The sequence below is a fragment of the Cupriavidus sp. 01T418 genome, assembly GCF_056398885.1.
The window spans coordinates 53,455-77,295 of record NZ_JBFTQG010000008.1 but is presented as its reverse complement, the minus strand read 5'-3'; the positions used below and the strand labels follow the sequence as shown (position 1 = coordinate 77,295).

Genomic DNA, 23,841 nt, shown 5'->3' with positions numbered 1-23,841 from the left:
GGACCGCCCAGGCCTGCCCGGGCCGGGGTCATGGACAGACGCGTTCCCCACGTTAGCCTTCCACGCGGAGGAAAAAAATGCCTGAACGGGAAAACACTCTTGACGGTATCGGAAGAATCAGCCCGGGTTGCCCGAACAATGGGCCGCAAGCGCCGCCGCTTCCCATCCAGGACTCAGGCGGAACGGCCATAACCATCCGGCGCCTTCGTCTCGCGCCAGTGAAACAGCTTCTCGATAAAGATGACGACGGCAGGCGTCACCAGCGCGACATACATATTATCGATGCCGTAAGGGTCGCCCATCAGGTACCAGGCAGTGGTGGTGACAGCCGCCCCCAGCAGGCCCAGCGTGGCGCCGCGGTTGCCGTTGAAAAACGGCAGGTAGAAGCCAATCACCGCGACGATGGAGATCGACAGCCGCAACGCCCGCGTGAAGAACGACAGGTGCAGCAGGCCCGGCGCGAAGAACACGAAGATCAGCGGCAGGAAGCCGATAAACAGCGACAGCACGCGCGTCGTGCGGAATTCCCTCTGCGGCGTGGGCTTGAAGTACGGCACATAGAAATCGCGCACCACCAGCGACGAAATGGCCAGCGCGACCGTGCTGACGCCGATAAAGATCGAGGCCACCAGCGATACCGTGACAAACCCGGCGAGCCACACATTCATGCTCTGCAGGAACACCGGCAGCGCGTACAGGCTGTTCAGCTCCGGATGCAGGTAGCGCGCGGCCAGCCCGATGATGCCCAGCGCGACGCTGATGGGGATGCACAGTGCCGCCGCCACATAGGTGGAGCGGCGGGCGGCGTCGGGGCTCCTGGTCGAGGAAATGGCCTGGATGATGTACTGCGTGGAGAAGATCGCCCCCACGTTGCCGATGATCCACGCGACGATGGTGGATGCGCCGACATGGCCGTCCCAGGTGAAGTAGAACGACGGCAGCGCCTGCTGCATCGGCGCGAACCCCTTGGCAAGGTGCAGCGCCACGGCGGTGACGATCAGTACGCCGATATATTTGATGCCGCTGTGCAGGATGGAGACGTAGGCCACGCTCTTCATGCCGCCAAAGGCAAAGTAGAAGGTGCTGACGAAGGCGGTCACCAGCGCGGCGGTCGGCAGGTTGATCTTGAGCACGGTGGAAATCGCCGCCGCGCCGCTCACGTAGTTGCCCACGTTCACCAGCAACAGCGCATAGATCATGATCAGCGACACCACCACCTGCGTGGAGCGTCCATAGCGTTTGGAGATGGCGCCGGAGATCGTGAACTCGCCGGAGCTGTACAGCTTGCTGGCGAGGAAATAGCCGAACAACGGGAAGCCGATGGCGGCGCTCAGCACGGCCCAGGATGCCGCCATGCCGGACTCGAACGCCGCCTGCGCGGTGCCTATGGTCGATTTGGCGCCGATGAACTCGGACATCAGCAGTACACCGACCACCACGGTCGGCATCGCGCGCGAGCCGACCATGAATTCGCTGGACGTCTTGCTGCGCGAGCGCACCGTCAACCAGGTGGTAAAGAGGATATAGACGACCACCATCGCGATAATGATGGCGGTGTCCTTGAAGTTGAAGATTTCCATGATGCTTTGCGTCTCCTGCCAAGACTGCCGGCGCGTGCTGCTTGCGGCGCGCGGCCTCTTTTGTCATGTAGCGATGCGCGGCCGTCGCGGCGGCTGTCCTATTGTTTTCGTTTTCTGGTTTGGCCCACCCTCAAGGCTGCGCCAGCGCCGCCATCTCCGCATAGAGATCGGCCTTGCCCTCGAAACCGATGCCCGGCAGCTCCGGCATGGTGATATGCCCTTCGAGCACCTTCACGCCATCGGGGAAACCGCCATAGGGCTGGAACAGATCGGGGTAGCTCTCGTTGCCGCCCAGGCCCAGGCCGGCGGCAATATTGAGCGACATCTGGTGGCCGCCATGCGGGATGCACCGGCTCGGCGACCAGCCGAAGGTGTTCAGCACCGCCAGCGTGCGCTCGTACTCGACGAGGCCGTAGGACAGCGCGCAGTCGAACTGCAGGTAATCGCGGTCGGAGCGCATGGCGCCGTAGCGGATCAGGTTGCGCGCGTCCTGGTGGCTGAACAGGTTCTCGCCCGTGGCCATGGCCCCGGGGTAGTACTCGGCCAGCGTGGCCTGCAGGTGGTAGTCCAGCGGATCGCCGGCTTCCTCGTACCAGAACAGCGGGTAGTCGCGCAGCATCTTGGCGTAGGCGATGGCGGTATCGAGATCGAAGCGGCCGTTGGCATCCACGGCGAGCTGCGCGTCGGCGCCGATTTCCTGCAGCACGGCCTCGATGCGCGCGCTGTCCTCTTCCAGGCTGGCGCCGCCGATCTTCATCTTGACCACGTTGTAGCCGCGATTGAGGTAGGAGCGCATCTCCGCCCGCAGCGCGGACAGGTCCTTGCCCGGGTAGTAGTAGCCGCCGGCTGCGTACACGAACACGCGCGGGTTGGCCTTGACGCCATGGCGCTCGGCCAGCAACTGGAACAGCGGCTTGCCGGCGATCTTGGCCACCGCGTCCCACACCGCCATGTCGATGGTGCCCACCGCCACGGAGCGTTCGCCATGGCCGCCCGGCTTCTCGTTGGACATGGTGGCGGCCCACACGCGATTGGGATCGAGGTTGGTGCCGGCATCGTCCAGCAGCGAGTCGGGATCGGCGGACAGGATGCGGGGCGCGAAGCGCTCGCGGATCAGCCCGCCCTGGCCGTAGCGGCCGTTCGAGTTGAAGCCATAGCCGATCACGCGCTTGCCGTCGCGGAAGGCGTCGGTCACCACGGCGACCAGGCTGCTCGTCATTTTCGAGAAATCGATATAGGCATTGCGGATGGGCGACGAAATCGGCTTCGTCACTTCGCGGATGTCGATGATGCGGACGGACATTGCTTGACTCCAGTGTCTTTGGTATTCCGGTATCCCGGTAATCGGTTTTCGGTATTCGGTTTTCGGTTTTCGGTATCCCGGCGGGGTGCCCTACAGCGAACCGCCGCCGCAGATCACGATCTGCTGGCCAGTGATCGCGCCGGCGTCCGGGCCGAGCAGGAAGCTCACCATCCCGGCCACCTCGCCGGGATGGATAAAGCGCCCGATGGGCGGCATGCGCGGCGGCGTGCCCTTGCGGCCGGGATCGTTCAGCATGGGGGTCTCGGTCGCGCCCGGCGCCACCACATTGACCGTGATGCCGCGCGGCGCCAGCTCCGCCGCCCATGAACGCGCCATGCCTGTCAGCGCGGCCTTGGTCGCGGCGTACTGGCCGCGCCCCGGGGCGCCCGCCGCCGTGCGGCTGCCGATCAGCACGATGCGCGCGCCGTCCGGCAGCGTCGGCACCAGCGTGTTGGCCAGCACCGCGGCGGCTTCCACATGGATGCGCCACATGCCCTCGCCATCTTCAAGTCTCAACTCGCCAAGCACCGCCGTGCGCATGTAGCCTGCGGCATGGACGATGGCATCGACCCGCGGCAAGGCGGCCACGGTGGCGGCGAGCTTCGGCGCATCGGTCAGGTCGACCTCGATCGCAGTGAAGCCCTCGGCGCCGGCCGCCGGTGCGCGGTCAAGACCGGTCACCCGCCAGCCAGCGGACAGCAGGCGCCTGGCGATGGCGGCGCCGATGCCGGAGCTGGCGCCGGTGACAATGGCGTGCCTCGTGTCGTCTTGCATGGATTGGCTCATCAAAAGCCCCCTTGGAATGCGTTGCCGGCGGTCCGGCTCCCGCGCGCTGCCTGCGCGGCGGGATGCCGGACCGGTGCGGGATCAGGCCGCCGCTTTCTGGGTGATGCCGGCCAGTTCCAGCGCGGCCCGGATGGCGGCCAGTTCCGCGGCCGACGGCGCGTGGGTCGGCGGGCGCACGGTGCCATCGCTCAGGATGCCGGCCAGCGCCATGGCGGCCTTCATGCGGCCGTGCGCTTCGCCGGTGGGCTCGCCCGCGCCGTACACCGCGTCCTTGAGCGGGTTGATCAGGGCCTGCACACGCATCGCTTCGTGCAGGTCGCCGGCCTTGACCGCCTTGAGCAGGTCGTTGATCAGGCCGGGAATCAGCGAGGCGAAGCCGACCAGCGCGCCGTCGATGCCCTGCACCATGGACGAGAGCAGGTATTCGTCATGGCAGGTCATCAGCACCTTGGTGGGATCGGCGGCGCGGATCTCCTTGATGTCGCGCGCGTATTTGTTCATCTCGCGCTCGCCCATCTTGAAGGCTTTCACATAGGGCAGCTTTGCCAGTTCCGCGAGCAATTCCGAGGAATAGGAACCGCGCGTCCAGGCGGGGTAGATATGCACCACCAGGGGCAACCCGCTGGCCTTGCCGATGGCGTTGAAGTAGTCGAGGCAGTGTTCCGGCTTGAAGCCAAAGCGCAGCCAGTGATGCGGCGGCATGATATCGAGTCCGGCGGCGCCCGCTTCCTTGGCCCAGCCGGCTTGTTCCACGGCGTCGTCGATGCCTTCGCAGACCACCGACGAGATCACCGGGCAGATGCCCTTGCAGGCATCGGCGGTGATGCGGGTCACCTCGGCGCGCTCGCGCGGCGTCAGCGAGAAGACTTCACCGGTATGGCCATTGGTCATCAGTGCGGTCACGCCTTCCTGGCCGCCCAGCCATCTGGCGAAGCGGCGCAGCTCCGGCTCGTTGATGCTGTAGTCCGGTTTGAAGGGCACGGCGATGGCCGGAATGATGCCGCGGAAATTGATATCAGACACGTTCGTCTCCTGGTAAGGCTTGCGCTAACGGCGCATTACGGTGGTGGGCAAAGTGGGAGGAATGAATCCTCCGGAGGGTTGCAACGCACGGGCCAGTGCGGTAGCGGCATGCACTACCGCCGGGGCCGTGGTCGATTCGAAATCTTCAAGCGAGGTGTTCATCGCGGGGGCCGCCACGCTCAGGCCGGCCACCGGCACGCCATCCACATCCAGCACCGGGGCGGCGACCACATAGAGGCCCGATACGGTCTCCTGGTCCGACAGCGCGTAGCCCTTGGCGCGCACGATCTTCAGCCGCTCGAGAATGGTGTCGAGATCGGTCAGCGTGTGGTCGGTCAGCTTCTGGCGGGGCTGGGCATCCAGCACGCGGGCCTGCATGTCCTCAGGCAGCCAGGCCAGGATGGCGTAGCCGACGGCGGTGGAATACGCCGGCACCCGGCTGCCGATGCGGATATCGACGCCAAGCCGTGTCAGCCCGGCCTGGATGCGTTCCGCGTAGAGCACGTCGGGGCCATCCAGCACGCCGATGGAAGCGGCTTCGTTGATCTCCCCCACCAGCGCGCGCAGGATCGGCCTGGCCCGCGTGCGCAGGTCGGAATGGGCAATGGCGTCGAAGCCCAGGTCCAGTACTTTCAGCGACAGCCGGAACAAGCGCGTATCCGGCACGCGCTGCACATAGCCGATATCCACCAGCGTATTGAGGAAGCGGAAGGCGGTGGCGTTGTCCAGCCCGGAGCGGCGCGCCACTTCCGCCATGGTGAGTTCGGGCTCCTGGGCCGAGAACGCTTCGAGAATGCGGAAGCCCTTCGCCAGCGACTGCACCGTGTTCTTGGATGCGTCGCCCGCGCTGCTTGCCTTCGAGGCGGAACGGACTGTGTTCTCGGTAGCCATTTCAATCTCCACTGTCAGTTCAGTTGGTTCAGCTGGTTCAGCTGGTTCAGTTCGAACCCGGATCGAGTTCGGATTCCGAATTTTAATTCGCTGAACTGACAGTGGAAAGCCCTCGCTCAAGATAGGTGGATGGAAATTGGCACAGTTGCCTGGCCATTAAATTCGGATTGCGAATTTTTATTCGAAATACAGGAGGTAAAAATGGCGCCAAGTAACGGCACCTCTCTTCCCCCGCTTTACATCGTCAGACTACGTCTTCAAACGTCCTGCCATTTATTCGGATTGCGAACTTGTATTCGCGATATGAAATAGTTTAGACCTCGTTTCCGCGCATGAGCAAGCACGATTTTCTTGGGGTTTTCACCAAGACCAGACCTGGAACAAAGACGGGCAGGCTGCTGCACGCGACCGACCGCTACCCCACATTGCCGCCATCCCTTCGATAGCCCCAACCAACGCAATGGGGCTACACTGCAAACGAGACAACCTCTCGGAGCGGATGATGGACGGCATTGATCCTCAACGCACCTTTCGCGGTCTTCCCCTGACCCCGGAACAGGATGCGGAAGTCAGGCACTACATCAAGAAGCAAAAACAGCGTAGTGCGCCATGGGATACCCCTGAACTGGCCGCGATGCTCGCGGACATGCTGAGACCGCCGAGCAACGAGGACGAGGCCGAGGACTTCGATTCCAGCGCCGAAGAGACCAGGGCGGCATCCGAGCGCGCGGCGGCTTCGGTCGACGAGGACATGGATCCGATCGAGGCCGGCGAGGAACGGATCGCGGCCATGGAAGCCGAGGCGATGAAAGGCCCCAAGCATTGAGATGCAGGTGGAGCGTGCGCATTGCGGCTCCATGACTGGGGACGCGCACCAAGGAAAGTCAGCCCCCAGCGCAACGACTGGAACACAAGAACAAAGGGCATGCCATGGCAACCGTCGCGACATTCGAAATCGGGTACACACAGTTCCTCGATCCACGAGGCGAGCCAACCCAGGCGCTGCCGCCATTCGCGCTTGTTCCCGAGGCCCTTGTCCCGCTCTATCGGGCGATGGTGCTCACCCGCCAGTTTGACCTCAAGGCCATCGCACTGCAGCGCACCGGCCAGATCGGCACCTTCGCGTCCGCGCTCGGCCAGGAGGCGATCGGCGTCGGCGTGGCCAGCGCGATGCGCGCCGAGGACGTGCTGGTGCCCTCCTACCGCGACCATGCCGCGCAATTCCAGCGCGGGGTCTCGATGACAGAGAGCCTGCTGTACTGGGGCGGCGACGAGCGCGGCAATCATTTTGCGGCAGCACCGCATGACTTCCCGAACTGCGTGCCCATCGGCAACCAGGTCTGCCATGCCGCCGGCATCGCCTACGCGATGAAGCTACGCAACGAGCCGCGCGCCGCGGTTTGCCTGCTCGGCGACGGTGGCACCTCGAAAGGCGATTTCTACGAGGGCATGAATATGGCCGGTGCCTGGCACGCGCCGCTGGTGCTGGTGATCAGCAACAACCAGTGGGCCATTTCCATGCCGCGCAGCCAGCAGACCGCCGCGCAAACGCTGGCGCAAAAGGCCATCGCGGCCGGCATCCCCGGCTTGCAGGTGGACGGCAACGATATTGTCGCGGTGCGGCAGATGACGCTGGAAGCGCTGGAACGGGCGCGTGCCGGCGGTGGCGCCACGCTGATCGAGGCCATCACCTACCGGCTCGGCGACCACACCACGGCGGACGACGCCTCGCGCTACCGCGACAGCGAGCAGGTCAAGCAACATTGGCTGCTCGAACCGGTTGCCAGGCTGCGCAACTACCTTTTAGGGCTAGGCGCCTGGGACGCGGCGCGCGAGGAGCAGCTTGCCAAGACTTGCGCGGCCGAGGTGGCAGCCGCGGTAGAAGCCTACCTGGCCATTCCCCCGCCGGACACCTCAGCGATGTTCGACTACCTCCATGCCAGCCTGCCCGAGGCGCTGGATACGCAAGTGTCAACCGCGCGGCGCTTTGCACCGAACGCGCTGGCAAACGAGAGCGAGCGCGATCATGGCTGAACTCCATCTTGTCGAAGCCGTCAACCACGCGCTGGCCTATGCTCTGGAGCACGACCCGCGCGTGGTGTTGCTCGGCGAGGATATCGGGGTGAATGGCGGCGTGTTTCGCGCCACGGCGGGACTGCAGGCGCGCTTCGGCGCGCAGCGCGTGATCGACACACCGCTGGCCGAATCCGGCATCGCCGGGGCCGCCATCGGCATGGCGGCGATGGGGCTGGCGCCGGTGGCGGAGATCCAGTTCACGGGCTTTATCTACCCCGCCATCGACCATATCATCAACCACGCCGGCCGCCTGCGCCACCGCACGCGCGGCAGGCTGAGTTGCCCGATGGTGCTGCGCTCGCCTTTCGGCGCCGGCATCCATGCGCCCGAGCATCACTCCGAGAGCCCCGAAGCGATATTCGCGCATATGCCGGGCATACGGGTGGTGATCCCCTCGTCGCCGGCACGTGCCTACGGCCTGCTGCTGGCGGCCATGCGCGACCCCGACCCGGTGGTGTTCCTCGAACCGACCCGGCTCTACCGGCTGTTCCGCCAGGAGGTGCAGGACAATGGCGAGGCACTGCCGCTCGACGTCTGCTTCACGCTGCGCGACGGCGACGACATCACGCTGGTGAGCTGGGGCGCGATGCTGCAGGAAACACAGGCCGCCGCCGACCTGCTGCTGGACGAAGGCATCTCCGCCGCCGTCATCGACGTGGCCACGCTCAAGCCGCTGGACATGGGCACCATCCTGGAGTCGGTCGGCAGGACGGGCCGCTGCGTCATCGTCCACGAGGCGCCGCGCTGCGCCGGCTTCGGCGCCGAGATCGCGGCGAACCTGGCCGAGGCGGGGCTATATTCGCTGTCCGCGCCGGTGCAGCGCGTCACCGGCTACGACACCGTGGTGCCGATGGCCCGGCTCGAGTACGAGTACCTGCCCAGCGTGGCACGGATTGCCGACGCGGCCCGCAAGGCCATGGCCGCCTGAAGTCTTTCCTGGGAGCTTCGATGAAAATCTTCAAGTTGCCCGACCTGGGCGAAGGCCTGCAGGAGGCCGAGATCACCGAATGGCACGTCAAGCCCGGCGACACGGTCGCGGCGGACCAGCCGCTGGTTTCGGTCGAGACCGCCAAGGCCATCGTCGAGATCCCCTCGCCCTATGCCGGACAGGTCGCCAGGCTGTTTGCCCAGCCGGGCGAGATCGTGCACCTCGGCGCGCCGCTGGCGGGCTTCGAAGGCGCCGGCGAGCCGGAAGACGCGGGTGCAGTGGTAGGCGACGTCAAGGTTGGCAGGCAAGTGGTCGCGGAAGCGCCGGCTGCCTTGTCCCGTGGCGCCGGCGCGGTGCGGGCAGTGCCGGCCGTGCGCGCGCTGGCGCGGCAGCTCGATGTGGACCTGGCGATGGTCACCCCTTCGGGGGCAGACGGTGTCATCACCGCCGCCGACGTGCGGCGCGTTGCCGCGACGCTGGCGGACCTGGGGCCGCCGGAAGTCCTGCGCGGCGTGCGGCGGGCCATGGCGCAGAACATGGCGCGCGCGCAAAGCGAGGTCGCCGCGGCGACCGTGATCGACGACGCCGATATCCATGCCTGGGTGCCCGGCACCGACACCACGATCCGGCTGGTGCGCGCGCTGGTGGCCGGGTGCCGCGCCGAGCCTGGCCTCAATGCCTGGTACGAGAGCCAGACGGGGCGCCGCCACGTACCCAAGCGCATCGACGTGGGAATCGCGGTGGACCTGCCCGAAGGCCTGTTCGTGCCGGTGCTGCGCGATACCGGCAACCGCGACGCGGCGGACCTGCGGCGCGGCCTGGACCGCATGCGCGCGGACGTGCGCGCGCGCAAGATCGCGCCCGAGGAAATGCGCGGCAACACCATCACGCTGTCCAACTTCGGCATGATTGCCGGCAAGTACGCGGCGCCCATCGTGGTGCCGCCCACGGTGGCCATTCTTGGCGCCGGCCGCATTCACGACGCGGTGGTGGCGGCCGATGGCGCGCCCGCGGTGCACCGCATCCTGCCGCTCAGCCTTACCTTCGACCATCGGGTGGTCACGGGTGGCGAGGCCGCGCGCTTCCTGGCCGCGGCGATCGCCGACCTGGCCCTGCCGGCATAGACCCGAACACGCCTTGCCGGTCGAGGCCCCTCAATTTGCTGGATCGACCGCGGAGAGACCATGACTGATGCTTCTTTCGTCCATGCTCACGCAGCCCATGATGACTGGCAGGTGGCGCTGGCCGAATGCCGGGCACAATTCGACGCCCAGCTTGTGGCGCGCCAGGCCGGGCCAGGCGGGGCAGCCGCGCTGACGCTCGGCTGGTGCTACCTGAGCGATTATTACGCGCCGTCGGCGGAAGCCATACTCGCGGCGCTGCAGGAGAACTGGCCCGGCGTGGCCTGGGTGGGTACGGCAGGCGTGGGCGTCTTCGCCAACGGCATCGAGTACATCGACGAGCCGGCGATGGTGCTGATGGCGGCCGCATTGCCGCCCACCGCGTTCCGGCTGTTCTCCGGGATACAGCCCCTGCCCACCCACGCTGCCTCATTCGTGCCGCATACCGCCCTGGTGCATGCCGAGGGCAGCACGCCGGATGTCCAGGACCTGCTGCGCGAACTGAGCGGGCGGACTGCCACCGGCTACCTGTTTGGCGGCCTGTCGTCGGCGCGCAACCGTACCCTGCACATCGCCGATGGCATCTTCTCCGGCGGGCTGTCGGGTGTGCTGTTCGACGCGGGCGTCAACCTGATCTCGCGCGTCACACAGGGCTGCCAACCGATCGGGCCCGTGCGCACCGTCACCCGTGCCGCGCATAACCTGTTGTTCGAACTGGACGGCGAGCCCGCGCTCGCCTGCGTCCTGCAAGACCTCGGGCTCGGTCGCGACGTCCCGGAGGAAACCCTGTCGAGCGTGCTGTCCGCCACGCTGGTGGGCCTGAGCACCGGTGCCGAGGATGCGCTCAGCATGCCCGGCAGGTTCGGCACGGATACCCTGGTGCGGCATGTGCTCGGCGTGGACATGCAGCATGGAGTGCTGGCGCTGGCGGACGTGGCCGAGGACGGCATGCGGCTGGCTTTCTGCACCCGCAATCCCGCCGCGGCGCGCACGGACCTGGTGCGCGTTGCCACCGAGATCCGCGCCGAACTGGAGAGTGGCACCAGCGGCCACGCCCTGGGCGCGCTGTATATCAGTTGCTCGGGCCGTGGCGGCCCGCATTTCGGCGCGCCGCATGCGGAGCTGCAGATGGTGCGCAATGCGCTGGGCGACCTGCCGCTGGCGGGATTCTTCGCCGGCGGCGAGATCGCGCGGGATCACCTGTATGGCTACACCGGGGTGTTGACGGTTTTCACGGGGCAGTGAGTGAGTGAGTGAGCATGCGGGCGCTGTTGGAACCCGGGCTCGTCAATGAGGCCTTCGGCGACCCGGGTGTGTATGTGGATTTCCGCGACGAGCGGCGGGCCCTGCTGTTCGACCTTGGCGACATCACCGCGCTGATGCCTGGCCAGCTGATGCGTCTGTCGCATGTGTTTGTCAGCCACGCGCACATGGACCATTTCTCGGGCTTCGATCATTTGCTGCGCGTGCTGCTGGGGCGCAAGGCCGGCATCGTGCTGTATGGCGGCCCCGGGTTCCTGGCGCAGGTCGAGCACAAGCTGCGGGCCTATACCTGGAACGTGGTCCATCGCTATGCGGTCGCGCTGGTCATCGAGGCGCGCGAACTGCAACTGCAGGGACCGACACAGTGCGCAAGGTTCAGCAGCCGCAGCGGCTTTGCGCGCGAGCCCGCCCCGCCGATCGCGCGGCCCGGCGACGTGGTGCACGAAGAGGCCACCTTTCGCGTACGCGCCTGCTTCGTCGATCATGAGACCCCTTGCCTGGCCTACCTGATCGAGGAAAAGGCCCGGCTGGGCGTTGCCAAGGACCGGCTGGCGGCGCTGGGAATGACCACGGGCGCCTGGCTGCGGGCGCTGAAGCACGCGGTGCTGAACGGTGCCGCGGATGACGCGCCGATCCTGGTGCAATGGCGCGACCGGCAAGGCGAGCACACGCTGGCACGGCATGTGGGCGAGCTGAGCCATCTGGTTCTCGACATCGTGCCCGGGCAGCGCATCGGCTATGTGACCGACCTGCGGTACACCGAAGCGAACGTGCTGGCCTTGTCCGAACTGATGCAGGGTGTGGACCTGCTGTTCATCGAGAGCGTCTTCCTGGAGCAAGACAAGGAGCACGGCTTGCGCAAGAACCACCTGACGGCGGGACAGGCTGGACGGATCGCGCGCCGCATCGGGGCCCGGGCGGTAGTGCCCTTTCACTTCTCGCCGCGCTACCACGGGCGCCCGGCTGCACTGCTGGCCGAGCTGCAGGCGGCGTGGCTGGGAGACGGGAGTTAGGCGTCAGGTTCGTGGTTTTGGGGCTTCTGGCTACCAAGGCACCGCAGCCAGACGCCCCCCTCATTTAAACCGTCCCCTTAATCCTTATTGGGATGCGTCATCTCGATCGGCACAATCCAGCGCGCATATTCCTCCTCGGTCAGATACCCCAGCGCCAGCGCCGCGGCCTTCAGCGTCAGCCCTTCCTTGTGCGCCTTCTTGGCAATTGCCGCCGCCTTGTCGTAACCGATATGCCGGTTCAACGCCGTCACCAGCATCAGGTTCTTATCAAGATTCTCAGCGATCTTCGGCAGGTTCGGCTCGATGCCGACCGCGCAATGGTCGTTGAACGCGTGGCAAGCGTCGGCGATCAGCTCGATGCTTTCCAGCACGTTGTGCACCATCACTGGTTTGTACACATTGAGCTGGAAATTACCCTGGCTGCCGGCAAAGGCCACTGTCGCGTCATTGCCGAACACCTGCGCGCACACCATGGTCATCGCTTCGCACTGGGTCGGATTGACCTTGCCCGGCATGATCGACGAACCCGGCTCGTTCTCAGGGATGACGAGCTCGCCAATGCCGCAGCGCGGGCCGGAAGCCAGCCAGCGCACATCATTCGCCATCTTCATCAGGCCGCCGGAAAGCGTGCGCAGCGCGGCTGAGGTTTGCACCAGCGCATCGTGCGCGGAGAGCGCGAAGAACTTGTTCGGCGCATCGACGAACGGATGGCCCGTCAACGCGGCAATATGGGCCGCCGCCCGCGCTCCGAAGCGCGGATGCGCATTCAGCCCGGTGCCGACCGCCGTGCCGCCGATGGCCAGCTCGAGCAGGCCCGGCTGCGCCGTCTTGACGGCATTCAGGCCGAAATCGATCTGCGCCACCCAGGCGCTGATTTCCTGGCCCAGCGTAATCGGCGTGGCGTCCTGCAAGTGGGTGCGGCCGGTCTTGACGATGTCCTGGTACGCCTGCGCCTTGGCGGCGAGCGTATCGCGCAGGGCGCTCACCGCCGGCAGCAGCCTGGTGTGGATCTGCTCGACCACGGCGATATGCATGGCGGTCGGAAACGTATCGTTGGAGCTCTGCCCGCGGTTCACGTGGTCGTTCGGATGCACCGGCTTCTTGCTGCCGGTCTCGCCGCCCGCGATCGCGATGGCCCGGTTGGAAATCACCTCGTTGGCATTCATGTTCGATTGCGTGCCGGACCCGGTCTGGAACACCACCAGCGGGAAGTGCTCGTCCAGCTTGCCCGCAATGACCTCGTCTGCCGCCTGCACGATCAAGCGCGCAACCTCGTCCGGCAACTCGCCCAGCTCGGCGTTCGCCTCGGCCGCCGAGCGCTTGAGGATGCCCAGCGCGCGGATGACCGGCCGCTGCCAGCGGAAACGGCTGACACCGATCGGGAAATTGACGATGGAGCGCTGCGTCTGCGCGCCCCAGTAACGATCCGCGGGCACGTCGATCGCGCCCATCGAGTCGGTTTCGGAACGGAATGCGGGCATGGTGGTCACTCTCCAAACAAAACTACGTCAATGATCTATCCGGTGCGCTGCCAGGCTGAACGATATCCGAGACGCAGGCCACGGGCAATGCATCCCGACGCGCCGAAGGGATTCGTGCCCTGCTCCGCCAGGCAGGCCGGCCATGCTTGCGCGCTCATGCCGGCGCCACGGCGGTATCGTGCACGGCGATCCCCTCGATGGGATCCATGACGCCGCGCCAGGGCGCAAGTCCGATGGCGCGCCGGGCATCCTCATAGCCCACCCGCCAGCGCGTCTCGATGCCGCTCGCGGTGAAATCGATATCCTTGGTCAGATCCTCGCCCCCGAACGGCGGAGCATTCAGTTCCACCACGTGCATGGTGGTGTGACAGCCCCAGCTCAGCAGTTCCTTGACCGCGGCCGATTGCTGCTCCGGCTCCGGAATGTACCTGGCCAGCTCGCGGATCACATGCCGCAGCCGATGCAGCTGCTTTTGCCGCGCCAGCTGGGTCTCCGCCCGGCTCGCATATTGAATGTCCCTTTGGCGCCCCATGGCGGCCCACAGCGTCTGTGGCTCCGCCCCGCGCACCGGCCATAGCTGTACGGTAAATATCACCGAACTGCGGCGCGGATGATCGTCGAGCACGGCTTCGAGCGGTGTGTTCGAGCAGATGCCGCCGTCCCAGTAAGTCTCTCCGTCGATGCGCACGGCCGGGAAACCCGGTGGAAAAGCCGCCGACGCCATGACGTGCTCAATGCCCAGGGCGATGTCGCGATTGGTGAAGTAGCGCATCTGTCCGCTGCACACATTGACCGTACCGACGGTCAGCCGCGTGTGCTTCTGATTCAGGCAAGGAAAATCCACAAGCGAAAGGAGCGTCTCGCGCAAGGGCTCGGTCGCATAGAACCCGGCCCGTTCGACGCCGAGTTGCGCATGCAAGCCGAACCAGGCACCGGGATTAGGCGCGAAGAAGTTGGGGATGCCCTGCGTGACCGTGGCAAGGTCCGCGAGCTTGCTGTCGATCCCCGGCAGCAGCCTGGTCATATCGAACGGAGCGCGCTGGGCGACCAGCGCCCAGAACTGCCGCAGGCGGGCCAGCCGGTCCGCGGCCTTGTTGCCGGCGATAATCGCGCCATTGATCGCACCGATCGACGTGCCGATCACCCAATCGGGCTCGATCGCCGCTTCGTGCATCGCCTGGTAGACACCGCCCTGGTAGGCGCCAAGCGCGCCGCCGCCTTGCAGCACAAGCACTACCTGGCCGGGCATGTCCGCGCTGGACGGCTCGGGGATGCCTTGCTTGTCTTCACCGTCGCGCGCCTTGGTGTCCATGGTTTTCCCCTTTTGTCAGGCTGTTTCCCTGACCCGGTAAGGATCCAGGAGACCTGTCGGGCCGGGGAACTGGCGGTCTTGCGCGGCCCGTTGTCGTGCGTGGCCAGCTTTGAATCCTAGCACTTTGGTTTGATCTTTCCAGAGGCAACTTCCTGCTCACGGCGATATCCCCGAAGAACCACCGAATGGCTTTGGCCTGGCCCAAAATGTGAACTTCGAGTCCCGGCGACGGCGTCATAGCTGGGGCACCGCGCGCAGGACATGCCCGAGCACGGCCTGCGCAATCCCGGCCACAATGCGTTCCATCGTCTCCCCCGGCCCGAACACGGCGCGCACGCCAATGTCGCGCAATTGCCTGGCGTGGCTGGCGGGGATCACGCCGCCGGCGAAAACCGGTGTGCGCAGCCCGCGCTGGCGCAGGGCGTCGACCAGGCGGGGCAGCAGGTCCAGGTGGGCGCCGGCGAGCGTCGAGACGCCCAACGCGTCGAAACCACCCTGCGCGGCCAGCGCGGCAGCTTCGTCCGGCGTCTGGAACAGGGGTCCCAGCGTGACGGCAAAGCCGGCATCGGCGAGTGCCGCGGCCACCGCCTTCGCGCCACGGTCGTGGCCGTCCTGTCCCAGCTTGGCCAGCAGCATCCTCGGCGGGCGGCCCAAGCGCGCGTGCAGCTGGCGGACCTGCGCGCAGGCGGCTTCCCAGGCCGGCGCGGCGTCGCGCGCGGCGGCGTAGGCCCCCGCTGCGTAGGCCGGCACCATCGTGTAGCGCGGCCATACGTGCTCCAGCGCGCGCGTGCACTCGCCGACGGTCGCGCGGCAACGGATCGCAGCCAAGGTCAGCGCCAGCAGATTGCCTTGCCCGCAGCGCGCCGCTGTCGTCAGGGCATGCAGAGCCTGTCGCGCCGCCGTGCTGTCACGCCCTGCCCTCAGCGCCGCCAGCCGTTCGTACTGCTTCGCCCGGACCTGCCGTCCGTCGATCTCCAGGCAGCCTGGCGCCTCGTCGGCCACGGCCTGGTAGCGGTTGACGCCGACGATCACGCGCTGGCCGCCGTCGATCTCCGCCTGTGTCCGCACGGCGGCGCGATGGATCCGCCCATGCACCCAGCCCGACTCGATGGCCGCCAGTACCCCGCCGCGCGCGGCAATCTCCTCCATCAGCGCGCGCACCTTGCCGGCCACCTCGGCGGTCAGCGACTCCATCATGTAGGAACCCGCCCAGGGATCGGCCACCTCGCATAGGCCCATCTCATGCTGCAGGATCCGTTGCGTGTCCCGCGCCAGCCTGGCCGAATCGGCGCCGGGCAGCGCCAGGGCTTCGTCGTAGGCATTGGTGTGCAGCGATTGCGTGCCGCCGAACACGGCGGCCATCGCCTCCACCGTCGTGCGGACGATATTGTTCTGCGGCTGCGCCGCCGTCAGCGACCACCCCGAAGTCTGGCAGTGCGTGCGCAGCGCAGTGGCCCGATCCGTAGTGCCGCCGAGCCCGCGGACAATCTCGCACCACAACAGGCGGGCGGCACGCAGCTTGGCAATCTCAATGAAGAAATCCTTGCCCACGCCGAAGAAGAAGCTTAGGCGGCCGCAGAAATCGTCCACATCCAGCCCCCGCTCGCGGATCTGCCTGACGTACTCCTGCCCGTTGGCCAACGTCAGCGCCAGCTCCAGCACGGGGTCCGCCCCGGCTTCCTGGAAGTGGTAGCCGGAGATCGACATGCCGTTGAACTTCGGCGCATGGCGCGCCAGGTAGGCCACCACATCCGCGCAGATCCGCATCGATGGCCCGGGCGCGAAAATCCATGTGTTGCGGACCATGTACTCCTTGAGGATGTCGTTCTGGATCGTCCCGCTGAGTTGTCCGGGTGGGATGCCCGCTTCCTCGGCTGTCACCAGGAAGGCGGCCAGCACGGGCAGCACGGCCCCGCTCATCGTCATCGACACCGAGACACGGTCCAGCGCGATGCCATCGAACAGGCGCTTCATGTCCTCCACGGAATCGATCGCCACGCCCGCCATGCCAACGTCCGCCTGCGCCAATGCATGATCGGAATCGTAGCCGCGATGGGTCGGCAGGTCGAAGGCGACCGACAAACCCTGGGCGCCCTGCTCCAGCGCCTGGCGAAACGCCAGGTTGGAGGCGGTGGCATCGGCAAAGCCGGCATACTGCCGGATGGTCCACGGCTTGCCCGCGTACATCGAGCGATGTGGCCCACGCACGAACGGGGCCTCGCCCGGCAAGCTCCCGAGGTGTGGCAGCCCTTCCAGGTCGGTGGCGGTATAAACGGGCTTGAGCGGCACCGCGCGGCCCGCTTGCGACTGCTCGGCGTCAATGCTCATCGCACTCTCCACCGCTTGCGCGTCACGACATCGGCGATCTTCTCGCCATCGCCGCTTCGCCTGATCTCGCACCAGTGCGCGAGGCCGTCCTGCCGGATCTCCACGGCGGAAAACGACAACTCCAGCGTTTCGTCAAGGTTGACGTTGCCGTGGAAGAACAGGTCTCGCTCCGCTACCGTGGGTGGTTCCTCGAAACGCTTCCATTGCCACTCGGCACGATCGACAATGGCCTGGAAGTTGGCGAAGTAGAGCAGGTCCGCGCCATTGAAGTCGGTGTATGGGCAAGGCAGGTACCCGGCGGTGTGAGCGCCCTGGTGCCTGGCCTGTTCCAGGCCAAGATGCCGGCCCCAGTCTCCCGCGCGAAAGCGCTTGGCCAGTGCACCCATTTCCACCGCCGCTGCCGGCGGCGGCCCGTCCGCCGGCGCGTTGAACGCGGCCCTGACCACCGAGCGGTTGTCCCGCTCGCGCTGGCGCCGGATAAAGGTGGATACCATCGATACCTCCGCGCGTCTTGCACCCAGGCCATCGCCGTCATGCGTCAGTTCGTGCGTGCTGAAATGCCGCGCGCCGGCCACCCGCATCAACTGCGTGCTGACGGAAAACGCCGCGTTCTCGCCAAGCGCTTCGAGCGAAGCCTCCCGCACGCGGATCGCGGTGAAGGCCGCGTAGGACTTGTTGCCTTGCGCGTCCCGGAAATCCGGCAGCGCCTGGCCGGACAGTTTCGCCAGCCCCTGCCAGTGCAGGTCGCCGCACGCCTTGAGCAGCCAGTTCTCCGACAGGCCAGTGTAGGACAGGTTCGGCATGCCGGCGACATAGCTCGTGCGCGCGCGAAACATCTCAGGCCGCCAGTGCTTGCGCACCGCGCTTTTCGCGGACCAGGCCGGCCAGGTACTCGGCATCGCGGGCGATGCCGGAGAAGCGCCCGGAGCCCCAGGTGTGCAACCACGGCAGGCCAAGGAAGTACAGGCCAGCCTGCGCCGTCACGCCGCGCACGTGACCCGGATAGCCGCGCCCGTTGAAGACAGGCGCCTCCAGCCAGCCGAAATCCGGCCGGAAGCCGATGCACCAGACGATGGCGCCGATGCCGGCTTGCGCCAGGTCCAGTGCCCAGCGTTCCTCGCCCGGCGTCCATACCGGCGCATAAGTGCTGGGGGCCGGCGCGGCGATGCCGTGCTTGTCGATGTATTTGTCGATGCTGGCATTGATGCGATTGTAGGTGTCGTCCGCATCGTCGAGGTTGGCTTTCAGGTTCGGCGTGAAGCGCAGCTTGCCGTCATGGAAGTCTTCCAGCGAGCCGAACAACTCCATGCCTTCGGTGGCAAACCTGCGCAGGTCGATATCTCGCCCGCCATCGCGGCCGGTCACGTAGTGATTGGTGTTGTCGCGCACGCCTTCGCGCAGCGGATGCTCCTGCACCGGCATGTCGTAGTACTGCATGTCGGCCAGCCAGTCCACTACGTCGCGGCCACGGTAGAAGCGCGCGCAGCGCGGCGCCTGGCCAACGGCCAGGAACACTTTGCGGCCCGCCAGGTGCAGGTCCTCCGCGATCTGCGCGCCGGACTGGCCGGAGCCCACCACCAGCACGCCGCCCTCCGGCAGGGCTTGCGGGCTGCGGTACTCGGAGGACTGGATCTGCCGGATGCCGGCGGGCAGGCGCTCCGCCATGCGCGGCACGATCGGCCTGTGATAGCCGCCGGAGGCCACCACCACCTGCCCCGCGGTGAAATCGCCTTGCGTGGTGCAGACAAGGTAGCCACCCTGCTCCAGCGGCTTCACGCGACGGACCTCGGTATGCTCCAGCACGGGCGGGTTCACCATGCCGATAAAGCCGTCAAGGTAGGCGGTGATCTCGTCCTTCTTCATGAAGCCGTGGGGATCGTCGCCCCGGTAGGGATAGCCCGGCAGGGCGCACTGCCAGTTCGGCGTGACCAGGCAGAAGGCATCCCAGCGCTGGCTGCGCCAGGTGTGGGTGACGGTGTGCTTCTCCAGCACGAGATGGTCGATGCCGGCCTGCTTGAGGTAATAGCTCATGGAGAGGCCGGCCTGGCCGCCGCCGACAACGATGACGCTGTAGTGTTTGGGGGAGGTGGCCGCGGCCGGGGTTTCGCTGAGGGTGTCAGACATGATGCGTCCTTTGTTTATTGCTGTGCAGCCTTGGGTCATCGAACCCCGGCGTAATTTGAGCCACCACTGGTTTGCATCACGCTAACGGCCGAAGCCAAGCACGCGCACCGTGGCGCCCGGCTGCGCGCCGAAGCGCGCGGCGGTGTTCTCGATCTGCTCAAGCTGGTCCATCGCGGAGGAGCACGCATAGCCATACTTCGCCCTGACGCGCTCCGAAGCGCCCGTCAGCGCCTGCCTGGCAAGCCGCATGAACACCTCCAGCGCATAGTCCTGCCCCGCAACGAAGAACTCGCTGACCACCGACGACGGGGAATAGCAAGTGACTTCGGTCTGATCGGGCCAACGTACCCGGAAATAGGTGACTGGCATGGCCGCTCCTCAGGCATCGGTCAGGGTGGCATCCCGCGCCGGGGAACCGGCCTGCGGGACGATGAATGCATTGCGCGCGAAGTCCCACAGCAGCGCGCTTTCGCCAGCGCCACTGACCGACACCTGCCGCGAGTCGTCGATGACGCCGATCTCCGCGCAGGCAATGTCACGCGCCCTGAACCGGTCGCTCACGCGCTCCACGTCTTGCTCGCACACGGCCAGCAGGAACCCATAGCTCGGAAACGCCGTGAGCCAGCGCTCCAGCGGCACCCCCGCCGGTGCCGGCACGCGGTGCAGGTCGATCCGGGCGCCTACGCTCGAGCACTCCAGCAGCATCAGCGCCGTGCCCAGGGTGCCGGCCATGCTGATGTCCTTGGCCGCGGCGCACAGGCCGTCCTCGGCCAGCGCGGGCAGCAGTTCCAGGTCGGCCCGCAGCCGCGCACCCGGCGCCCCGGTGGAGGCGTTCCAGTAAGGATACGGCTCGGCAAAGGCGCCGCGCAGGTCGACCGCCATCAGTAACCGGTCACCGGGTCGCGCCGCGAAGCTGGAGAGCAGGCTGCGCGCGCGGCCGACGATGGCCACCGCGAGCTGCCCCTGATTGCTGCGCGCGTTGCTGTGGCCGCCTACGATCGGCACGCCATAGGCCGCCGAAGCCGCAGCCATGCCCTTGAGCACTTCGGCGGCTTGCGCCACGCCCTGGCTCCAGATGGCATCCACCACCGCCAGCGGGCGGCCACCCATCGCATAGATATCGCTGACGTTGACCATCACCGCGCTGTAACCCGCGAACCACGGCTTGGCATGGATGAACTCGCTGACCATGCCCTCGATGGCGAACAGCAGGTAGCCGTCGTGATCCGCAATGGCGGCGCAATCGTCGCCCACCGCAACGGCCTGTCCCAGATCGTGCAGCCCGCCCGGCAGCGCGTTGCCCAGCGACGACAGCACGCCGGCGATATCGGTCTTGTGGCCGAAGCCGCGGCTCGCGCGCAGGCTTTCCACGATTTGCGCGACGTTCATGTGCCGCTCCTGCCCAGCGTCGAGATGCCGATACGCGGCGTCAGGCAGGCCGGGTAATAGTCCAGGTTGGCCTGCATCAGGTGGTGCGAGCGGCCCAGCAGGGTTTCCTCCGCCAGCACGTTCCAGTGCAGACGGCGGAACAGCGGCACGTTCTGGCTCTGAACGTGCGCGAGGAATTTCGTGCAACCCAGTCCGTGCGCGCTGCTGACCGCGAGTCTGATCAGCGTGGCGCCGATCTTGCCGTGGCTGCGGTAAGCCGCATGCACGGCGAGCCGGGAGCCCCACCACACGCCTGGCCCGGCCTCATGAATGCGCACCGTGCCGACCACCATCCCGGGGCCGTCCACCTCGCATGTCATCGCTACCAGCAATTGCGCCGTGTCATCGGTCTCGTCGCGGTCGTCGCCGACGAAGATGCCCTGCTCGTGGCAGAACACCGCCCGGCGCAATGCCATGGCTTGCTCCGCCTCCCATTGCGCCCCAACCCAGCGGATGCGCAGTGCAGTCGCGGCGGGCACCTCCACGCAAAGATCGTCGTTCATGCCGCCACCTCTTCATAGGAGGACAGTGAGGAGCACGCGCCGCACTTGCCGCAGCCCGCCTTGATATCCGCCGAGCGCATCCCCGCCGCGCCGATCATGGCGCCGAGCGGCTTGAGGACCGACTTCATGAACTCGGGGGACGGCGCCGGATGATCTTCCAGCGGCGTGCCCGTGATGGGCACGAAGGGCACCACGAAGGGATAGACGCCAAGCTCCACCAGGTCCCGCGAGATCGACAGGATGGCCTGCGCGCTGTCGCCGAGCCCGGCGAGGATATAGGTGCTCACCTGCCCCCGACCGAACACCGCGACCGCGGCCTTGAACGCTTCCATGTATCGGCTGATGGGCACCGCCGCCTTGCCGGGCATGATCCGCTCGCGCAAGGCAGGCGTTACCACTTCCAGGTGCATGCCCAGCGTATCGATGCCGGATGCCTTCATGCGGTCGAACCAGCGGTCGTCGTCCGGCGGTTCGCATTGCGCCTGGATGGGCAGGTCGACGGCCGCCTTGATCGCGAAGGCGCTCTCGCAAAGAATGTGGGCGCCGCGGTCTGGCGTGGGCGGCGTGCCGGTGGTCAGCACCATATGCTTGACGCCATCCAGCAGCACCGCGGCTCGCGCCACTTCGGCCAGTTGCTCCGGCGTCTTGCGGGCAATGGTGCGCCCGGCGGCGAGCGATTGCCCGATCGCGCAGAACTTGCAGGTCTTGCGCCGGCTTTCGTAACGGATGCAGGTCTGCAGCACCGTGGTGGCGAGTACATCCGCGCTGTGCAGCGTGGCGATATGGGAGTACGGCACGCCATCCAGCGTCTGCAGCCCGTAGAAGCGCGGCGCCTTGGGAAAGCTGATATTCGCAATCGGGATGGTGCCCCGCATCAGCGCGCTGGTGCCCGTGCCATCCGGCGACGAAGCCACGAAGGGCGAATGCCAGGCGGTATTGGTATGCACCGGCACCATGATGGTCACGCCATCAATGGTCACCGCCTTGTGGTCGGACGGACCCGCACCGCCGCGCCGGCTGGCGGCGCCCGCCGACGGATCCAGCAGGCGCAGCCCTACCGATTGCAGCTCGGTCCGCAAGTCAGTTACCGACAGCCGGCTCGAGGCCGACATCATCTCGCTGGAGTTCATGCTGGGTGCTCCCGTGGAAGTTGGAGAAGGCGGCGGCCATGGGCGAAGCCGTCGCCGCCGGCCGATCGTTGATGGCGAGGCTGAGCAATTCGGGCCGGGCGTAGTGCCCCACCGAATCCATCATTCGCTTGCGCTTGGTGATGAGCGACATATCCAGGTCGGCAATCACCATGCCCTCGCCCTCGCGCAGCGCAGGCGCCAGGTGCTGGCCCTCCGGCGACACGATGGCGGTGTTGCAGCCACCGCGCAGGGCCTTTTGCAAAGCGGGGTCGGTGGTCACCGAGGCGATCTGCTCGTCGCTCAGCCAGCCGGTGGCGTTCACCACGAAGCAGCCGGACTCCAGCGCGTGATGGCGGATGGTGACTTCGATCTGCTCGGCAAAAATGGGCCCGACCAGCGAGCCGGGGAACTGGCTGCAATGGATTTCCTCGTGCTGCGTCATCAGCGCGTAGCGGGCCAGCGGGTTGTAGTGCTCCCAGCAAGCCAGCGCGCCCACGCGGCCGATGGCGGTGTCCGCCACTTTCAGGCCAGCCGCGTCGCCCTGGCCCCAGATCATCCGTTCGTGGAAGGTCGGCGTGATCTTGCGGCGCTTGAGCACAAGGCGGCCATCGGTATCGAAGATCAGTTGCGTGTTGTAAAGACTGCCGTGGTCGCGCTCGTTGACGCCGAGCACCACCACCATGCCGTACCGGCGCGCGCGCTCGGACACGGCATGGGTGACGGGGCCGGGCACCACCACCGCCTGCTCGTACAGGCGCATATGGTCGCTGCCGGATTGCACGGGCGGCCGTACGAAGGAGAAGTACGGGTAGTACGGCAGGAAGGTTTCCGGAAAGACGATGAGCTGCACGCCTTCCCGCGCGGCGCGGTCGATGGCCTCGCAGACCTTGCCGAGGGTGCCTTCGCCATGCTCGAGGTCCGGTGAGATCTGGACCGCGGCCGCGCGCACAATGCGTTTCTGTGACATGGTGGTGCCCGCCTTTTTCTATCTATCTCTTTAAACCGTCCAGGTATCCAGGATCAGCGCGTTCTCTTTACGGTGGATCAGCTTCAGGTCCAGCACATCGAGCGGGCTGATCGGGCGGATGCCTTCGATCAGCGAGGCTTCGCCGTGGCCATAGAGCGCTTGCAGCGCGAAGCGGCAGGCGTACACCTTGCCGCCCTCTTCCATGAACTTGGTGATCTGCTTGTTGAAGTTGAGATGGCCGGCGAAGGCTTCGTCGCCCAGCGTGGGAAAGCCGCGTTGCAGGCCGAGCGTCACGCCCGGGCCGTACAGCAGGATGGAAGTCTCGAAGCCCTTGCGTTGCAGGCGCGTAGCCTGCAGCAGGTTGACGAAGCCGATCGAGCCCTCGAAGGCGACCGTGTGGAAGGTGACCAGCGCTTTCTCGCCCGGATCCGCCTTCACGTCCTCGAAGACCTTCTCTTCGTAGTCGACCAGGAAATCGCCCTTCTTGTGGGCCGGTTTGTTGACTGCGGGCATGCTGTGCTCCATAGGGTAGGTGGGTCAGTCGATCGATCGATCGATCGGCCGGGGGGCCGACACCACTCCTT

22 protein-coding genes are annotated in these 23,841 nt (G+C 66.4%); 6 read left to right on the top strand and 16 right to left on the bottom strand.

The features are described from left to right. Window positions 1-173: 173 nt before the first annotated feature. The 5 genes from AC1DQ3_RS11615 to AC1DQ3_RS11595 form a co-directional block, all read right to left on the bottom strand. The gene (locus AC1DQ3_RS11615) at window positions 174-1,580 is read right to left on the bottom strand and encodes a sodium:solute symporter family protein (RefSeq protein WP_477120341.1); all 1,407 of its coding nucleotides are present in this window, start codon (window positions 1,578-1,580) and stop codon (window positions 174-176) included. A gap of 130 nt (window positions 1,581-1,710) precedes the next feature. After that, window positions 1,711-2,883: a mandelate racemase/muconate lactonizing enzyme family protein gene (locus tag AC1DQ3_RS11610; protein WP_477120340.1), complete on the bottom strand. Its 1,173-nt coding sequence runs from the start codon at window positions 2,881-2,883 to the stop codon at window positions 1,711-1,713. Window positions 2,884-2,973: 90 nt separating this feature from the next. After that, on the bottom strand, window positions 2,974-3,657 hold the full coding sequence (locus AC1DQ3_RS11605) for an SDR family NAD(P)-dependent oxidoreductase (protein ID WP_477120339.1): 684 nt from the start codon (window positions 3,655-3,657) through the stop codon (window positions 2,974-2,976). A gap of 93 nt (window positions 3,658-3,750) precedes the next feature. Then, entirely contained in the window at window positions 3,751-4,692 is a 942-nt protein-coding gene (locus AC1DQ3_RS11600; protein ID WP_477120338.1) for a dihydrodipicolinate synthase family protein, read from the bottom strand. Between the two features lie 24 nt (window positions 4,693-4,716). After that, the gene (locus AC1DQ3_RS11595) at window positions 4,717-5,583 is read right to left on the bottom strand and encodes an IclR family transcriptional regulator (protein ID WP_477120337.1); all 867 of its coding nucleotides are present in this window, start codon (window positions 5,581-5,583) and stop codon (window positions 4,717-4,719) included. Between the two features lie 502 nt (window positions 5,584-6,085). Between AC1DQ3_RS11595 and AC1DQ3_RS11590 the strand changes: the two genes are divergently transcribed. The 6 genes from AC1DQ3_RS11590 (at window position 6,086) to AC1DQ3_RS11565 (ending at window position 11,984) form a co-directional block, all read left to right on the top strand. Further along, complete coding sequence (locus tag AC1DQ3_RS11590; RefSeq protein WP_477120470.1) at window positions 6,086-6,409, top strand: hypothetical protein; 324 nt, start codon at window positions 6,086-6,088, stop codon at window positions 6,407-6,409. A 104-nt stretch (window positions 6,410-6,513) separates the two neighbouring features. After that, window positions 6,514-7,617 (top strand): pyruvate dehydrogenase (acetyl-transferring) E1 component subunit alpha, encoded by a 1,104-nt coding sequence (gene pdhA / locus AC1DQ3_RS11585; protein WP_477120336.1) that lies wholly within the window; start codon window positions 6,514-6,516, stop codon window positions 7,615-7,617. Further along, the gene (locus AC1DQ3_RS11580; RefSeq protein WP_477120335.1) at window positions 7,610-8,587 is read left to right on the top strand and encodes an alpha-ketoacid dehydrogenase subunit beta; all 978 of its coding nucleotides are present in this window, start codon (window positions 7,610-7,612) and stop codon (window positions 8,585-8,587) included. The genes pdhA and AC1DQ3_RS11580 overlap by 8 nt, the downstream gene beginning before the upstream one ends. Before the next feature lie 20 nt (window positions 8,588-8,607). Next, on the top strand, window positions 8,608-9,711 hold the full coding sequence (locus tag AC1DQ3_RS11575) for a dihydrolipoamide acetyltransferase family protein (RefSeq protein WP_477120334.1): 1,104 nt from the start codon (window positions 8,608-8,610) through the stop codon (window positions 9,709-9,711). Between the two features lie 60 nt (window positions 9,712-9,771). Then, window positions 9,772-10,953 (top strand): FIST signal transduction protein, encoded by a 1,182-nt coding sequence (locus AC1DQ3_RS11570; RefSeq protein ID WP_477120333.1) that lies wholly within the window; start codon window positions 9,772-9,774, stop codon window positions 10,951-10,953. A 14-nt stretch (window positions 10,954-10,967) separates the two neighbouring features. Continuing rightward, a complete protein-coding gene (locus tag AC1DQ3_RS11565; RefSeq protein WP_477120332.1) occupies window positions 10,968-11,984 on the top strand; it encodes a ribonuclease Z in 1,017 nt (338 codons plus the stop codon). A gap of 77 nt (window positions 11,985-12,061) precedes the next feature. Here AC1DQ3_RS11565 and fumC read toward each other — a convergent pair whose 3' ends face one another. From fumC to AC1DQ3_RS11510, 11 genes are all read right to left on the bottom strand, one after another. Beyond that, on the bottom strand, window positions 12,062-13,465 hold the full coding sequence (fumC, locus tag AC1DQ3_RS11560) for a class II fumarate hydratase (RefSeq protein WP_477120331.1): 1,404 nt from the start codon (window positions 13,463-13,465) through the stop codon (window positions 12,062-12,064). A 154-nt stretch (window positions 13,466-13,619) separates the two neighbouring features. After that, window positions 13,620-14,777: a patatin-like phospholipase family protein gene (locus AC1DQ3_RS11555; protein ID WP_477120330.1), complete on the bottom strand. Its 1,158-nt coding sequence runs from the start codon at window positions 14,775-14,777 to the stop codon at window positions 13,620-13,622. A 234-nt stretch (window positions 14,778-15,011) separates the two neighbouring features. Next, window positions 15,012-17,105, bottom strand: a complete 2,094-nt coding sequence (scpA, locus tag AC1DQ3_RS11550; protein ID WP_477120329.1) for a methylmalonyl-CoA mutase — start codon at window positions 17,103-17,105, stop codon at window positions 15,012-15,014. Then, window positions 17,102-17,941, bottom strand: a complete 840-nt coding sequence (locus tag AC1DQ3_RS11545; protein ID WP_477120328.1) for a Pnap_2097 family protein — start codon at window positions 17,939-17,941, stop codon at window positions 17,102-17,104. The genes scpA and AC1DQ3_RS11545 overlap by 4 nt, the downstream gene beginning before the upstream one ends. A 1-nt stretch (window position 17,942) precedes the next feature. After that, window positions 17,943-19,229 carry an MSMEG_0569 family flavin-dependent oxidoreductase gene (locus AC1DQ3_RS11540; RefSeq protein ID WP_477120327.1) on the bottom strand — a complete coding sequence of 429 codons (1,287 nt, stop codon included), beginning with the start codon at window positions 19,227-19,229 and terminating at the stop codon, window positions 17,943-17,945. Between the two features lie 81 nt (window positions 19,230-19,310). Continuing rightward, complete coding sequence (locus AC1DQ3_RS11535; RefSeq protein WP_477120326.1) at window positions 19,311-19,598, bottom strand: MSMEG_0570 family nitrogen starvation response protein; 288 nt, start codon at window positions 19,596-19,598, stop codon at window positions 19,311-19,313. A 9-nt stretch (window positions 19,599-19,607) separates the two neighbouring features. Continuing rightward, the gene (locus tag AC1DQ3_RS11530) at window positions 19,608-20,618 is read right to left on the bottom strand and encodes a sll0787 family AIR synthase-like protein (protein WP_477120325.1); all 1,011 of its coding nucleotides are present in this window, start codon (window positions 20,616-20,618) and stop codon (window positions 19,608-19,610) included. Next, window positions 20,615-21,160 carry an MSMEG_0567/Sll0786 family nitrogen starvation N-acetyltransferase gene (locus AC1DQ3_RS11525; RefSeq protein WP_477120324.1) on the bottom strand — a complete coding sequence of 182 codons (546 nt, stop codon included), beginning with the start codon at window positions 21,158-21,160 and terminating at the stop codon, window positions 20,615-20,617. Before AC1DQ3_RS11525 ends, AC1DQ3_RS11530 begins: the two co-directional genes overlap by 4 nt. After that, window positions 21,157-22,290, bottom strand: a complete 1,134-nt coding sequence (locus tag AC1DQ3_RS11520) for an MSMEG_0568 family radical SAM protein (RefSeq protein ID WP_477120323.1) — start codon at window positions 22,288-22,290, stop codon at window positions 21,157-21,159. Before AC1DQ3_RS11520 ends, AC1DQ3_RS11525 begins: the two co-directional genes overlap by 4 nt. Continuing rightward, window positions 22,241-23,257, bottom strand: a complete 1,017-nt coding sequence (locus AC1DQ3_RS11515) for a Nit6803 family nitrilase (RefSeq protein WP_477120322.1) — start codon at window positions 23,255-23,257, stop codon at window positions 22,241-22,243. The genes AC1DQ3_RS11520 and AC1DQ3_RS11515 overlap by 50 nt, the downstream gene beginning before the upstream one ends. Before the next feature lie 30 nt (window positions 23,258-23,287). Beyond that, window positions 23,288-23,770 (bottom strand): MSMEG_0572/Sll0783 family nitrogen starvation response protein, encoded by a 483-nt coding sequence (locus tag AC1DQ3_RS11510; protein WP_477120321.1) that lies wholly within the window; start codon window positions 23,768-23,770, stop codon window positions 23,288-23,290. Between the last annotated feature and the right edge of the window lie 71 nt (window positions 23,771-23,841).

Excerpts from the sequence above, each read along its gene's own strand:
- AC1DQ3_RS11615 (WP_477120341.1), bottom strand. The coding sequence starts at position 1,580 with ATGGAAATCTTCAACTTCAAGGACACCGCCATCATTATCGCGATGGTG.
- AC1DQ3_RS11610 (WP_477120340.1), bottom strand. The coding sequence starts at position 2,883 with ATGTCCGTCCGCATCATCGACATCCGCGAAGTGACGAAGCCGATTTCG.
- AC1DQ3_RS11605 (WP_477120339.1), bottom strand. The coding sequence starts at position 3,657 with ATGCAAGACGACACGAGGCACGCCATTGTCACCGGCGCCAGCTCCGGC.
- AC1DQ3_RS11595 (WP_477120337.1), bottom strand. The coding sequence starts at position 5,583 with ATGGCTACCGAGAACACAGTCCGTTCCGCCTCGAAGGCAAGCAGCGCG.
- AC1DQ3_RS11590 (WP_477120470.1), top strand. The coding sequence starts at position 6,086 with ATGGACGGCATTGATCCTCAACGCACCTTTCGCGGTCTTCCCCTGACC.
- pdhA (WP_477120336.1), top strand. The coding sequence starts at position 6,514 with ATGGCAACCGTCGCGACATTCGAAATCGGGTACACACAGTTCCTCGAT.
- AC1DQ3_RS11580 (WP_477120335.1), top strand. The coding sequence starts at position 7,610 with ATGGCTGAACTCCATCTTGTCGAAGCCGTCAACCACGCGCTGGCCTAT.
- AC1DQ3_RS11575 (WP_477120334.1), top strand. The coding sequence starts at position 8,608 with ATGAAAATCTTCAAGTTGCCCGACCTGGGCGAAGGCCTGCAGGAGGCC.
- AC1DQ3_RS11570 (WP_477120333.1), top strand. The coding sequence starts at position 9,772 with ATGACTGATGCTTCTTTCGTCCATGCTCACGCAGCCCATGATGACTGG.
- AC1DQ3_RS11565 (WP_477120332.1), top strand. The coding sequence starts at position 10,968 with ATGCGGGCGCTGTTGGAACCCGGGCTCGTCAATGAGGCCTTCGGCGAC.
- fumC (WP_477120331.1), bottom strand. The coding sequence starts at position 13,465 with ATGCCCGCATTCCGTTCCGAAACCGACTCGATGGGCGCGATCGACGTG.
- AC1DQ3_RS11555 (WP_477120330.1), bottom strand. The coding sequence starts at position 14,777 with ATGGACACCAAGGCGCGCGACGGTGAAGACAAGCAAGGCATCCCCGAG.
- scpA (WP_477120329.1), bottom strand. The coding sequence starts at position 17,105 with ATGAGCATTGACGCCGAGCAGTCGCAAGCGGGCCGCGCGGTGCCGCTC.
- AC1DQ3_RS11545 (WP_477120328.1), bottom strand. The coding sequence starts at position 17,941 with ATGTTTCGCGCGCGCACGAGCTATGTCGCCGGCATGCCGAACCTGTCC.
- AC1DQ3_RS11540 (WP_477120327.1), bottom strand. The coding sequence starts at position 19,229 with ATGTCTGACACCCTCAGCGAAACCCCGGCCGCGGCCACCTCCCCCAAA.
- AC1DQ3_RS11535 (WP_477120326.1), bottom strand. The coding sequence starts at position 19,598 with ATGCCAGTCACCTATTTCCGGGTACGTTGGCCCGATCAGACCGAAGTC.
- AC1DQ3_RS11530 (WP_477120325.1), bottom strand. The coding sequence starts at position 20,618 with ATGAACGTCGCGCAAATCGTGGAAAGCCTGCGCGCGAGCCGCGGCTTC.
- AC1DQ3_RS11525 (WP_477120324.1), bottom strand. The coding sequence starts at position 21,160 with ATGAACGACGATCTTTGCGTGGAGGTGCCCGCCGCGACTGCACTGCGC.
- AC1DQ3_RS11520 (WP_477120323.1), bottom strand. The coding sequence starts at position 22,290 with ATGAACTCCAGCGAGATGATGTCGGCCTCGAGCCGGCTGTCGGTAACT.
- AC1DQ3_RS11515 (WP_477120322.1), bottom strand. The coding sequence starts at position 23,257 with ATGTCACAGAAACGCATTGTGCGCGCGGCCGCGGTCCAGATCTCACCG.
- AC1DQ3_RS11510 (WP_477120321.1), bottom strand. The coding sequence starts at position 23,770 with ATGCCCGCAGTCAACAAACCGGCCCACAAGAAGGGCGATTTCCTGGTC.